The organism is Winogradskyella sp. (assembly GCF_965228925.1).
In the GTDB taxonomy this organism is placed as follows: domain Bacteria; phylum Bacteroidota; class Bacteroidia; order Flavobacteriales; family Flavobacteriaceae; genus Winogradskyella.
Genome location: NZ_OZ245845.1, coordinates 398,185 through 411,128 on the forward strand (window position 1 = coordinate 398,185; position 12,944 = coordinate 411,128).

The window sequence follows — 12,944 nt, forward strand, 5'->3', positions numbered from 1 at the left end:
CCCCAAAGATAAAAAATGTAAAAATTACGATATTGATGAGAATAATACCTGAAGTATTATTTGGATTTACAATAATAAACTCAATAAAAATATAGATAGGTATTATGGTGATAACCCAAAACGAAAGCAACCCAATAAAACCCCATTTAATGGGATTTTTATTATTCTTTTTTGCTTGACTAGCAAAAGCTATAACTATTGCAATCGAAATGAATAAGGGTATCATTAAATAATGAGTTGATTTAAATATTAATAAGTTACCTGTTAGGCAGTGCAAGCTTCCCCCTAAGTTAGAACTGCTTAAATTTCCAAAACTGTATGATCATCTTCGAAATTCCTAGTACTTGAATATTTCCAAGTACTGTAAAATTATTAATAAATACTAAAACCATCTTTCCCTAGCTGCCGCACGATTCTATCGCGTGGCAAAAGGAAACAAAAAAGAACTTTTGTAAGGGCGTAAAGGTTTCTTTTTGTTTATTGACTACTGCTTAAAAAATTTCCTAGTTTCAATGGTTTCACCAAAAAAGGAAATGAAATAAGTGCCCGATGCAAGGGCCGTTGTATCTATTTGTCCATTACGGGTAAGCTCTCCTTCTTGTAAATGTCTGCCATTGATATCGCTTATATTATACTCGAGATCGCGGGACATATTAGCCACTTTGAGATAGTTGTTTACTGGATTGGGATAAAGCTTAAGATTATTGAGTCTTTGCTCATCTATACTAAGTGATAAATCAATCTTGGAGATTTCATCAGTATTTATCATATATAAAACCTCACCAGCAAAAGCAATGTCCAAGGGCAGACTTATATTAGAAACAACTGACTCAACGATGGGTATATTGTCCGTAATATTGTGTTTTACAACGCTGTTATCGTCTCTATTGGCAACATACAAATCGTTCCCTTTAAATACCATACCCAAGGGGTGATTTAGTCCTGAAACCACTTCAATAGGAGTGCCCTGTGGATCATCTAATCCTAATTTAAAGACGGTGTCCTGAAGTGGAAGATTAAAGTAGATAAAATCATCCTTTATAGCCAAACCAATCGGTCCTGTAGGAGTGGTATTCAAAAAGTTTTCTGCTGAAGAAGAGCCACTAGTAGTATCGTATCTATATATCCTATCGCCGTTATTGTCGGAATAATAGAGGTCATCCCCCTCAAACTCTAATATATTTGGGGTTTGGCCAAAAAAGGTAAGCTCAATTGGGCTGGGATTGGGAAGGCTCAAATCTAATTTAATAATATCCCCGGTTCCAAAACGCGCTACATACAGAAATCCGTCTTTAATCGCCATACCGGCTGGATTGTTAAGGTTATCGATTAGGAGTACTGGGTTGGGATCGGCCTCGTTAATATTGAAATATAAGATTTCGGTATCCAGACTGTAATATAAAATGTCATTGTGGATTAATATTCGGGGACCTTCTGAAGCGTTGAGATTATCAACTATTGTAGTGACTTGGGCATAAGTAAATTGGGCACAAAAGACGAATACTAGAAGATATAAGTAGTTTTTGGTCATAGTTTGGGTTATTATTTTGGATTATCCGTTAACACATTTGTTTCAAACCATTCTCTGTAAACTTAATAAAAAAGTATAAGGACTAGTCTCTTTTTCTTACAATTATTCAAAATAAAAGTAATGTAATCAAGAGATTAGGTCATATTGCCGTGGTATTTCTTATTAAGCAAGCAACCTATAATATCGCTATTTGGTTTAGTATTAAACTTTAAATTATGCATATGCAACAATAAAAAGCGAAAACCACTTAAACGGGCGGCTTTTCTTTTTAGAAAAGCGCATAAAAAAGGTTGAAATTATTTATCAAATAAAGTGTATTTTTAAGGGTGAAAATAGTCTGTTTTTGGCATTGAAAAATCATGTAAAAATGTAAAAAGTGGTTGTTTTTTGAGTATTTTTAAATGCTTATGTTCTTTTAAATAAAATGCCTTGAGCAAGATTTGATTAGGCTTCCTTTGGAATGCTCCTGCCAAAACGCCATAGCGCCGTGGATGGCTATCGTTATGGGTTTAATGGTAAGGAAAAAGATGACGAGATTAAAGGAGAAGGAGTTCAGTATGATTACGGTTTTAGGATTTATGATGCTAGATTAGGTAAATTCTTAAGCACGGATCCTTTATTCCAAAGTTACCCTAGTCTAACACCTTATCAATATGCTAGTAACACACCTATAGCGGCAATAGATTTAGATGGTTTAGAAGCTTTAATAACTACTGATTACAAAACCTTAGATGACTTAAAGAAAGATGTTCGAATCAATCATTATAGGGCATTAGGTTCAGATATATTGCAGGTTTCCCATAAATATCTTGGCAAAAAAGATAATGATATAGTGATTAATTGGGTTGAAGATGGTGCATCAGAAACAGATTTACAAAATGCTTACAAAGAGATTCAAGCAGCTGGGGATATTGGTTTTTGGGATAAAATAGATATCGCAAATAAATATAATATTAGTAAAGTAGATTTGATAATTGCAAATTCAAATGTTGATGAATTAAAGGCAATAAAGAATATTACATACGAGAAAAGAGGATTTCAGCTTAAAAATATAGGTGTATTATTAGCTACGAAATTAAAAAATACCGACTTATTAATTTCAGATGCCAAGCAAGAAAATGCTTTTGGCTTGACTAATTCATTTAGACATGTAGCAGGTCAAGCAATGTTAACTTTCTTTTTTGGTAAAGATGTTACAGATTGGGTTGCGGATAAGCATGAGTTAAAAAAGGAAGGGTTAGCTAATGGAACAATGCCAAACCTTGAAGTCCAAGAAAAGATTGATACTTATGTTGATTTAGTAAACAATACTTGGGGTCAAAAATTAGGAGGAGAATTGAAAACTAAATATGCTAATGTTTCTAGTTATAGTAATAAAGATGCAGAAAATATCCTAAATGAATTTGTAGATTATTTTAATGATACGTGGGACGAACCTATTTTAAATAGATTTGATCAAGATAAAAGTGCAGACGATAAAAAAATCATAAAAGCTTTCCAAGAATTTTTAAATTATGCAAAGAAGAAATCTGAATAAAAGGCATTGTCAATTTATTTATATAATTTTTTTTCTAATACTTTTTTTTTCTTGTAGAAAAAAACCTGAGAAGGATATAAACAATAGCCTAGAAACATCTTGTTTGGAGGATAATATTATTGAAAAAAAATATTGTTTATATTATTATCAAGGTAAAACATTTAAGGTGTTCTTTGGAAAAGGTATAGAATTGAATAAAAAATATAACCCTGATATTGTAGAGAGCGTTTCCGATGAAGAAGATAGTGATAATTATACATCGTTTACTCAAAGGACTTATTCATCTGTTTTTGATGTGCGAGGTGTTAGAATAGTCAAACACCTTTCATTTTGTAGAGATTCATTGTTTGAAGTCAAGATTTATAGCTCTACTAAGAAAATAGATTCTCTTACTACATTTGTTAATAAAAATATGTGTATAGGAGAAGAGCTGAAGATAAACAAAAATGATGATTTTTATTCTTTTAGTTTATTAATCAATAATGGGAATATAATTAATTGATTTCTAAGTACTTTACAGGTGATATCCCCCGCTGCCGTACGATTCTATCGTATGGCAAAAAGAAACAAAAAAAGAAGCTTTTATAGAGATATAAAGGTTTCATTTTTCATTATTAGTTGTTACTGCTTAAAAAATTTCAGGGTTTCACTAGTCTCACCATAAAGGGTAATAAAATAAGTCCCTGAAGCGAGAGCGGTGGTGTCGATTTGTCCATTGACAATCAGTTTACCTTCTTGTAAATGTCTACCGTTAATATCGCTGATGTGATACTTTAGGTCGCTTGAGGTATTGGCCACCTTAAGATAGCTGTTTACTGGATTGGGATAAAGTTTAATAGTATTGAGACTTTGCTCATCTATACTTAGCGATAAATCAATCTTGGAGATTTGATCCGTATTTATCATATATAAGACCTCGCCAGCGAAAGCAACATCAGAGGGTAGATTAATATTAGAAACAACTGTCTCAAGTGTGGGAATAGTCTCCGTAATATTGAATTTTACGATACTATTATCATCTCTATCAGCAATGTATAAATCGTCTCCTATAAATGCCATACCTATTGGTCGATTTAGACCTGATATTACTTCTATAGGGGTCCCTTGGGGATTATCCAATCCTAGTTTAAGAATGGTACCTTCTGTCGGTAAGTTGAAATATAAGAAGTTGTCCTTTATGGCCAAACCTATTGGTCCAGTAGGTGTAGTATTTAAAAAGTTTTCTGCTGCAGAGGAGCCACTGGTGGTATCATACCTATATATCCTATTGCCATTATTATCAGAATAATAGAGGTCATCGCCCTTAAATTCTAGCATATTCGGGGTCTGGCCAAAAAAGGTGACCTCAATAGGGCTGGGATTGGGTAGGCTAAGATCTAATTTAATGATATTCCCTTCCCAGAAAAGGGCCACATATAAAAAGTTATCTTTAATCGCCAAACCACAAGGGTTATTAAGGTTATCGATCAAAAGTACTGGAGTGGGAATAGTTTCGTTAATATCAAAATAGTAGATCTCGCTATCCAGACTATAATATAATTGGTCATTATGGATTGCCATTCTATTAGCTGCTTCCTGAGCATTAAGCCCATCAACAACTGTAGTGACTTGGGCATAAGTAAATAGGGTGCAAAAGATAAACACCAAAAGATATAAGTAGTTGTTATTCATAATCTGGGTCATTATTTTGGATTATCCGTTAACACATTTGTTTCAAACCATTCACTGTAAACTTAATAAAAAAGTATAAGGACTAGTCTCCTTTTCTTACAATTATTCAAAATAAAAGTAATGTAATCAACAGATTAGGCCACATTGCCGTGGTCTTGCTCATTGATCATGCAACCTATAATATCGCTATATGGTTTAGTATTAAACTTTAAATTATGCATACGCAATAATAAAAAGTGGAAGCCATTCAAACAGGCCGCTTTTTCTTTTTAGGAAAGTGTACAAAAAAGATAAAATGGTTTATTTTTAGCGTCCAAAAATCACGACAAAATAAAACCATAAAACCAAATGAAAAAACTAGTATTCGTAGTATTAGCCTTAGGATTAATGTTCAACTGCAGCAACAATGATGATTCAGAAGAGGTTGCACTATCAGAAGATCAAATTGTTGGTAGATGGAATCTTACCCATCAAGAGTCTTTTGGGATAACGATAAACGATACTCCATGTCATCAACAATCCTATATCATTTGGAACGCAGATTTTACATCAGAGCGAAAGACTTATGCTAATAATGGCCAAGGTGGCCCATGTTTTATAACGGGTGAAGGCGAAGGGTCCTGGGAGCTTATTCCGGACTCAGAATCGGCTTCAGGAGAAAACTATAGATTTATGGGGAATAATGGCACTTCAATAGACGAAAAAATTGTTTTTGTAGATAACAACACGATGTATATAGAGTATAATTTGATAGATTTTTATTACGTTCGGACTCAGTAAACAACTATGTTTCCAATAGTTATCCTTGTTTGTAACTCGGATTCTTTTAAACTAAAGTTCGTTTTTATGTATTGCTCTATGGCTTAAAAAATTTACAAGTTTTTCTGATCTACTAATAAAAACTAATAAAATAGATTCTCAAAGTGAGGGCTATGGTCTCAATCAAGGTTTAGGCACAACAACCGATCTATTAATCCAGCACTTAATCTGTATGGTTTTTCCCCCTAAACCTTTGAGAAACACCTCTTCTTTAGTCGGAGCTTTTGCTATATAACTAGCGACATATTGATTAACTAGTTTTTGTAGTGTAGGGTCAATACGCGATGCTTTTTTTACCTCCTCAGCCGCTAACCAATAAACCGCTCTTTGATAAAAATTATCCTTGCCACAGTTTTTATTCTTTGCGCTCTCAGCGTACATATGCGCAATTACTGAATGTGGTTTTCCATTAGACGGATTGAGCTTTAAAGCGTCTACCAAATAATTCCGAGCCTTTACATACTGATTTTTATTCATTAGTATAACTCCAATCCGATACGCTATCTTCGATTTTTTATAAGGTCTGGTTTCTAACCGAAAAGCCTCTTCTAAATATTGATTCGCTTCTTCATCTTTTCCTTTTTTGAGCAAGACCGTAGCGACATACAGTTTAGTATCCGCTGATGGAGCTACCTTATCATATTGCTTTACCAATTTTTCATAAAGCTCATCATCAGTACATTGCTTATGATACATTCTGCTTACGGAACGTTTTAACCAAATGGAATCATTTTGATGGTTTTCAAAATCTCTTAAATACAAGGGTATTAAATTCTCACATTTCGCTTTTTTATCCACTATGGCATCAATATTATCTTTAATTAAAGCATAATTTTTAAGATAGCTCTCATAAGCTTTTCTTGTCCTTATTTCTTTGCTAGTAAGTGTTGTCCTGTTCTCGAGTTTTGCTATCAATGCGTTTAATTTCTCGGAATAATTCTGTATTTCGACTTCTATTTTTTCATTGACATCATCATAAATATTGAATAACTCTGCCGCGGACTTTTTCTCATCATCAAACAACTCCACCATTGAGAAAAAATAAGTGTATAGGCTCTTGGGGTGTGTAAACGTTGTCCTATCTGCCTTAAAAGCCCGATCAAAACAATCAAAGAGTTCATTATTGTTTTTTCCTAACTCCTCTTTATGGTCATATTGCAACTGACAAGATTTAGCGGCAAATTCTCCTTTAGGTGTTCTACTTTCAAAATACTGCTTTCGATCGTTCCATAACGCAATCAAATCGGCAATAAAACCTTTCTTTTCGACACCTTCTGTATGTTTAATCTTATGCTCCAGAATTTTTTCACCATCCGAATAGATGGCTAAACTCAAGCTTGGACAATTTGATTTCACATACAACCAGTCATCATAGGCCTCATCGTATTTTTTCACTTTTACTTTTTCGTGAAAATAGGAAAGCTTGGTTTGGCATTCTATCTCTTTTTGAGCATGCGCAATACCAAAGCATAAAAGGGCGCAAAAGACAATTGATATTCTGACCATAATGTATTTGATTTGTAGTTAGTTATACATTAAAAGCCACAAAAAACATACCAAAGCCTTTGAAGTAGAAACGCGAGCATTAGGCTTTGCCAATAGCCATTCATATATAGAAAAGTGCGAGTATTGCTTAGAGCTATACCCTGTACCATTTAATATCAATTATCGGAGACAGCGCTACGTTCAGATTCTAAAGTACTTTTTTGAGCAATGGTTACTGTTTCACCACTTTTTAATTGAATTGTGAATGGTTCTCCTGATGCAATCAGTTGGCGTTGGTATTGGTCTAGCGTACAAAAATCAGAGAACTGTTTTTCGTTATAACGAAGGACTTCGTCCCCCTGCCTAACCCCAAGATTCCAGACCTCACTTCCTTTTACAATACTCATAATGCGCATCGCCCCATTGTAATAAGACACGTAACAAGGATGGTAGTTATAATCTTGTTTGATTTGGGAAGACGACACATAAAGCTTATCCTTTTGTAAACTTAAGAAGAGTGACAGGTCCGCCCATAAATAATTGCCAATTTTTGTGGACTTTAAATTATTGTAATAAATGACTGGAGCTAACGTCACGTTTTTTGATGTACTCTCAGGAAACTGAAACACCTTTGGAGTAGTCGTCGTAAATACACCATTGACATCAAAATTACCTGAATTTACTTCTATTTGCGGAAACTCATCAATGTTGGTCAACTTATAATCTTGCTGTGATATGTTGGACGATTTGCCTGCACCCGTATCTAACAAAAACCTAAAGCGACTGTTTTTACGCTGTAGATACACATAAGGATGGTTATCTGTAAATTCAAAGCTCAATTGGTGCATCGTATTAACCTCACTAGGCACATAATTTGAAGGATACATAATAAGGAGCTTACGCTTAAAATCGATATGCCAATTGAGTTCCTTAATAATATCCACACCCAGAATGCCATCTACCTGATGGCAAGAAAAAATAGCATTCTTAGCCGTGTTTAAAATGCGATGCCCCGTAATTTTCCGGCTTCCTAGGGTAATATCACCGCTCTTGTAGAAACGCATTTTGCTTCGCAAACCACTAGAAGATACTACGGTAAGGGATTTTTTGGTGCTTTTGAGTTCATCTTTTGCCCAATCATAAGCCACTGAATATTCCGCGCCCGTATCAAAAGCAAATTGTTTCTCAACACCATTAAATGACACTGGAATAATGATTAAACCCAAATCATTTCGAAAGGGAATCGTATCCTGAAACTTTTGAGCAAACAGGCCCTGCATGCATAACAGGATTATAAAAAACAAAAATCGGGCTCTCATTGTTGTAATCGATTGTGTGCACAATATACTAAACTAGAGGATTCTGAGGATAGGTTTATGTTTTAAACGGAAGAAAATTTATAACATAACATTAGCTTATGCTCTTACCAAGCACTTAAATTGACAGAAAATCTAATCATACGTAAAAGCGTAGTTTAGAATCTAAGGAAAACAGTGATCGTTGATGATACTAAAAAAACGAAGGTATTTATACCTTGATAATCGGCTTCCATGTTCCAAAAAAAACCTCCTTAATTGCTTAAGGAGGTTATCGCTCGATACCATAGACTAGAACCTTACCCCTTATTTCTAACTATTGGTCTCGTGCGTTTGCTATTAATCTATCTCACATTATGAGGGGGTTGCATTACCTTTAAAAAACCTCCTTAATTGCTTAAGGAGGTTATCACACGATTCCATAGACTAGAACCTTACCCCTTTTTTCTAGCTATTGGTCTCGTGCGTTTGCTATTAATCTATCTCATATTATGAGGGGGTTGCATTACCTTTAAAAAACCTCCCTAATTGCTTAAGGAGGTTATCACACGATTCCATAGACTAGAACCTTACCCCTTTTTTCTAGCTATTGGTCTCGTGTGTTTGCTATTAATCTATCTCATATTATGAGGAGGTTGCATTACCTCTAAAAAACCTCCCTAATTGCTTAAGGAGGTTATCACACGATTCCATAGACTAGAACCTTACCCCTTTTTTCTAACTATTAGTCTCGTGCGTTTGCTATTAATCTATCTCATATTATGAGAAGGTTGCATTACCTTTAAAAAACCCCCTTAATTGCTTAAGGAGGTTATCACACGATTCCATAGACTAGAACCTTACCCCTTTTTTCTAACTATTAGTCTCGTGTGTTTGCTATTAATCTAACGATCTTAGGAGTTTTGTATTGGTCAGTCTAAAGGCATGATAGGGGATTATTTGCTATTAATCTATCTCACATTATGAGGAGGTTACCATGCCTTTTTAGACCAACCAGTGTTTTAGTTCGGTGGTGATGTCTATTGTGCTTCAATAAACACGTCAATATTATTTAAAACATCACCCTACTAAGACAACTCAAATACGTTTTTATTTTTTCATAAGCGTTTTTAATTTTGATTTTTCACAGATTGCCAAGCTACCAAAAGCCAGACGCCTTCTACTTCGCGTTGCACCTCTAAAAACCTAAGTGTGAACGCCATTTTTTTCTCATTATACACCAGTTTAACATCTACAAGACCTGTTAAAACCGCTATGTTTTCGTACATACGAACATCAATGTCTTTTGGAACCAACGATACATACTCAACTCTTTTAGAGCTAATCGTCTCAAGGTATTCTGATTTTGATTCCTTTAAGCCTGTAGCATGCGAATAGCTAAGTTCGTCAGCCAGCAAACTTTTAAGTTGCTCAACATTGGCTTCTGTTATTGCAGAAAACCTCGCAGATTGTGCATTAAGGACTTGTTTTACAACATCCATAGTTTCATTCTGTGCCATTGTAATTTGACAAGACATGAAGACTAACAATCCAAATAATTTCAATAATTTCATAATTAATATTAAACGTATTTAATGCTTTGCTGTAGCTTTTAACTTAGGTTGTCCAACCTAATGTAATTTTTTATCTATTAAAAGTTATAGGCTCAGTACCATCCAATGTTATAGCATCCTCTTACGACATCGTACTTTTTCAAATAGGTTAATCCAAAGGGTTACTACCAGGATCCGGTGGTGAAGATGCCTGTGCCTCTAGCGGGCTTAATATTAAAAAGGTACCCAACGCCGTTAGTGCCGTATATTTACTCAGTTTAGTCAATGCCTCTTTTCTAGTGATTTGATTATTCTTTGCTTCTTTTGTTTTCATAAATCGCTCTGGGGTTTTTAATTCAAACTAATTGATTATAATTTTAAATGATTCTTGTTCCTTAGTATTTCCGATTTTCAATACATACACTCCGCTTCCTAAACCGTAAGTCGACAGGGTATTTCTATAACTACTTGTATCTAAATCTGCCTGCAGGACCATTCTTCCATTGATGTCGTATAAACTTGCTTGTGTCTTATCTGTTAATTGGCCATTGATGGCTATGACATGATCTCTTTTCAGAACATAAACACCTAGCTTGTTCAATTCAGATGCTGTTGCTGATAATGTGGAATTTGTAAAGCCTATAAAAAAACGTCCTATTCCATTGAGGTCTTCTGCACTTGTAAATACATAATCGCCGGTGTTTAACTGTGTCGATGTATTTTCTAAAGTATCTACTAGAAATATATCTACGCCATCAGGAAGACTTGAGCTGCTAAGGCTAAGTGTCAACTGTTCGCCCTGATTCGCATTGAGTCCCAACGGAATGATGTTATCTGGCACAAAAAAATCTGTAGGCAATGATTGGATCGCAAAGTCAGTACCGTCAATATGGTTGTCTACCAAATGAGAATATACAGCAAAGGCGCCTGCAACACCCCCAAATACTGCAGCATCATATCCAAGATCTAAGCCATGTGTTGAATTAGCATTGAAATAAAAATCCGTGTTATAGGTCTGACTGCTATTGCTAAGTTCTAAGCTAAAATGATAATTATCACTGCTGGAGTCACGTCCCGCTATAAAATCATCGGTATTACCATGGCTTCTCATTGCAGGCGTAAAGGTCATAGAACCATTAGTACTTACGGCCACAAAAAAGCCTTGTCCAGGGGCAATACCTGTGCTGGCGTCTGTTGTATTAAGGTTATAAATGGTCCATCCGTCCGAAGCATCGCCATCGTAGCCGTAAATGGCTATATTGGTTGCATCCATCAAACTGGTGTTATTGGTATTGTTGAGGAAGTCCTGAACGTTTAGGTAAGAAGGATAAGGATTGCCTATGAGGTTCCACTCACTATAGAACGGTCCTGAATTGGAAACTGCCGTATTGACTGTTCCTTGATTTATGGTCCCTTCAAAACTCAGCACACTGTTATCCGTGGTCGCAGCACGATAGCCAACTCCAGCATCTAAAGTTGCACTTTCTGTTGAAGCATATATGGCATAATCACCCGTGGTTTTATCAAAATGTCCGAAAAGAAATAATGAACTGTCCGCATTGGAAACTATATTATTATTCTTTGAAATAAAATCGGTAAATGTTTGGCCAGACACGGGTGGTGTGATTAAATCATTTCCTCCAGTGGTGGCTGTTTGATTAACATGGCGTTGGTATTCAACAGTCCCTGTTATAGTACCATCAGCTATTAAACTCGAAAATTGAGTGGATGAGGATTCCATAACAAGAGTCGGAACAGTCAATGTTACCCCAGAATTAAGCGTTACATCGGCATCTGTTTCAATAACTAAACTATTTAAATCAATATCTGCATCAACGGTTAAGGCCTGTGCTGTCTTTATCAGAGCATTTTTAGCACCTGTATCGACGGATGGGGCTTCATTCCATGTGCCGTCATAGACCAACCAGTTTACAATTTGATCTGTACCATTAGTCCCTGGAGAACCTAGACCTGATGTTATACCTTCTGCCTGCGTTGCAACTTGCCATAAACTACCGTCGTTATTATCCTCAATATTGCTCCCCGTGTAAATCATGGCTGCCCCATTTGGATTGGGCCAGTTGGTTCCTCCATCATATGCCACACGGTCGATTTCAGTTGACGAGCCATCAGTTAAGATTATAGCGTCAGCACCATCGGACAAATCAATCCCTACGTACACATAATCCAAACTAACCTCCCCATTGGTCGGCGAGTATCCATTATTTCCTAAAACCATAAAGCTCTCCGCCTCTATAATAAGGTTGGTAGAAATTGTGTGTGTGTCTGACCCACCATCCGAAATCGTCCAACCGTTAAGATTAACAGGCTCAGTCTCATTGTTATACAGCTCAAAATACTCCCCTTGATTGTCGGCTACAACAGGATTTTGCATCACTTCTGTTATGGTTAAGTTTCCTGTAGCTGCTGTCGTGGCACAACCAAAGTCCCCATAGCTAATATTTGCAAACTGAACCCCAGGGTAATTAGCACAGTCGGCTGTTGTTCCACCACCACAAGCCGAGTAGATCTCGGTCTGGGCGGCACCCTCTGCAGATAAGCAGATCTCGGGGGCTTCATTAAAATCTAAGTAACGTATCTTAATATGTCCTAAGACTTTTGGTGTAGCAGTCACCTGTAGTATGTCTGGTTCTGTCTCAAAGCCTTCCAAGGCAATGTTCTGTCGAAAAAGTAAAATTACTCTAGAGCTGGTATTGTCTATAACACCAAAACCTATATAGGCTGGTGCGAACAAACCAAAACTATGACCCAATATAGAACCATCAGGCTGACTAAACTCAATATTACTATTATTAGCCACATTCTCTCCAAAGGCTGCTGTGTTGTAATTAAAATAGATGATCCCATTACCAACATATGCGTCAGTAGCGGCTGTGACCGTAACATCAGCCTCGTAATAATCATCAACCCCGTCGTTGGTGTTCTGCACATTGGCCAATGCCAATGTAAGGTCCTGGGCATAAAGTGTATGTATGCCCAAAAAACATAGGAGCATTATAAAAGTAAATCGTTTCATTTTTTTGTTTTTAACT

General features: G+C 35.9%; 10 protein-coding genes. 3 read left to right on the forward strand and 7 right to left on the reverse strand.

Translation table 11 applies throughout. The features are described from left to right. Positions 1-484: 484 nt before the first annotated feature. On the reverse strand, positions 485-1,531 hold the full coding sequence (locus ACO052_RS01520; RefSeq protein ID WP_422106242.1) for a T9SS type A sorting domain-containing protein: 1,047 nt from the start codon (positions 1,529-1,531) through the stop codon (positions 485-487). 460 nt (positions 1,532-1,991) lie between these two features. On the opposite strand from ACO052_RS01520, the gene ACO052_RS01525 reads away from it, so the two are divergent. Both ACO052_RS01525 and ACO052_RS01530 read left to right on the forward strand, forming a co-directional pair. Further along, positions 1,992-3,068, forward strand: coding sequence for an RHS repeat domain-containing protein (locus ACO052_RS01525; protein WP_422106249.1), 1,077 nt, complete (start codon positions 1,992-1,994; stop codon positions 3,066-3,068). Between the two features lie 103 nt (positions 3,069-3,171). Further along, positions 3,172-3,570 carry a hypothetical protein gene (locus ACO052_RS01530; RefSeq protein WP_422106250.1) on the forward strand — a complete coding sequence of 133 codons (399 nt, stop codon included), beginning with the start codon at positions 3,172-3,174 and terminating at the stop codon, positions 3,568-3,570. Between the two features lie 119 nt (positions 3,571-3,689). Here ACO052_RS01530 and ACO052_RS01535 read toward each other — a convergent pair whose 3' ends face one another. Continuing rightward, positions 3,690-4,739: a T9SS type A sorting domain-containing protein gene (locus tag ACO052_RS01535; protein ID WP_422106251.1), complete on the reverse strand. Its 1,050-nt coding sequence runs from the start codon at positions 4,737-4,739 to the stop codon at positions 3,690-3,692. 348 nt (positions 4,740-5,087) lie between these two features. Between ACO052_RS01535 and ACO052_RS01540 the strand changes: the two genes are divergently transcribed. Then, entirely contained in the window at positions 5,088-5,519 is a 432-nt protein-coding gene (locus ACO052_RS01540; protein ID WP_422106252.1) for a lipocalin family protein, read from the forward strand. Positions 5,520-5,681: 162 nt separating this feature from the next. Here ACO052_RS01540 and ACO052_RS01545 read toward each other — a convergent pair whose 3' ends face one another. The 5 genes from ACO052_RS01545 to ACO052_RS01565 form a co-directional block, all read right to left on the reverse strand. Further along, positions 5,682-7,064 carry a hypothetical protein gene (locus tag ACO052_RS01545; protein WP_422106253.1) on the reverse strand — a complete coding sequence of 461 codons (1,383 nt, stop codon included), beginning with the start codon at positions 7,062-7,064 and terminating at the stop codon, positions 5,682-5,684. 155 nt (positions 7,065-7,219) lie between these two features. Next, complete coding sequence (locus ACO052_RS01550) at positions 7,220-8,323, reverse strand: retropepsin-like aspartic protease (protein ID WP_422106254.1); 1,104 nt, start codon at positions 8,321-8,323, stop codon at positions 7,220-7,222. A gap of 1,145 nt (positions 8,324-9,468) precedes the next feature. After that, entirely contained in the window at positions 9,469-9,912 is a 444-nt protein-coding gene (locus ACO052_RS01555) for a nuclear transport factor 2 family protein (protein ID WP_422106255.1), read from the reverse strand. Between the two features lie 148 nt (positions 9,913-10,060). Then, on the reverse strand, positions 10,061-10,225 hold the full coding sequence (locus ACO052_RS01560; protein WP_422106256.1) for a hypothetical protein: 165 nt from the start codon (positions 10,223-10,225) through the stop codon (positions 10,061-10,063). Positions 10,226-10,252: 27 nt separating this feature from the next. Beyond that, positions 10,253-12,928: a lamin tail domain-containing protein gene (locus ACO052_RS01565; protein ID WP_422106257.1), complete on the reverse strand. Its 2,676-nt coding sequence runs from the start codon at positions 12,926-12,928 to the stop codon at positions 10,253-10,255. Between the last annotated feature and the right edge of the window lie 16 nt (positions 12,929-12,944).

Coding starts and splice junctions, on each gene's coding strand:
- ACO052_RS01520 (WP_422106242.1), bottom strand. CDS start 1,531: ATGACCAAAAACTACTTATATCTTCTAGTATTCGTCTTTTGTGCCCAA.
- ACO052_RS01525 (WP_422106249.1), top strand. CDS start 1,992: ATGCTCCTGCCAAAACGCCATAGCGCCGTGGATGGCTATCGTTATGGG.
- ACO052_RS01535 (WP_422106251.1), bottom strand. CDS start 4,739: ATGAATAACAACTACTTATATCTTTTGGTGTTTATCTTTTGCACCCTA.
- ACO052_RS01540 (WP_422106252.1), top strand. CDS start 5,088: ATGAAAAAACTAGTATTCGTAGTATTAGCCTTAGGATTAATGTTCAAC.
- ACO052_RS01545 (WP_422106253.1), bottom strand. CDS start 7,064: ATGGTCAGAATATCAATTGTCTTTTGCGCCCTTTTATGCTTTGGTATT.
- ACO052_RS01550 (WP_422106254.1), bottom strand. CDS start 8,323: ATGCAGGGCCTGTTTGCTCAAAAGTTTCAGGATACGATTCCCTTTCGA.
- ACO052_RS01555 (WP_422106255.1), bottom strand. CDS start 9,912: ATGAAATTATTGAAATTATTTGGATTGTTAGTCTTCATGTCTTGTCAA.
- ACO052_RS01560 (WP_422106256.1), bottom strand. CDS start 10,225: ATGAAAACAAAAGAAGCAAAGAATAATCAAATCACTAGAAAAGAGGCA.
- ACO052_RS01565 (WP_422106257.1), bottom strand. CDS start 12,928: ATGAAACGATTTACTTTTATAATGCTCCTATGTTTTTTGGGCATACAT.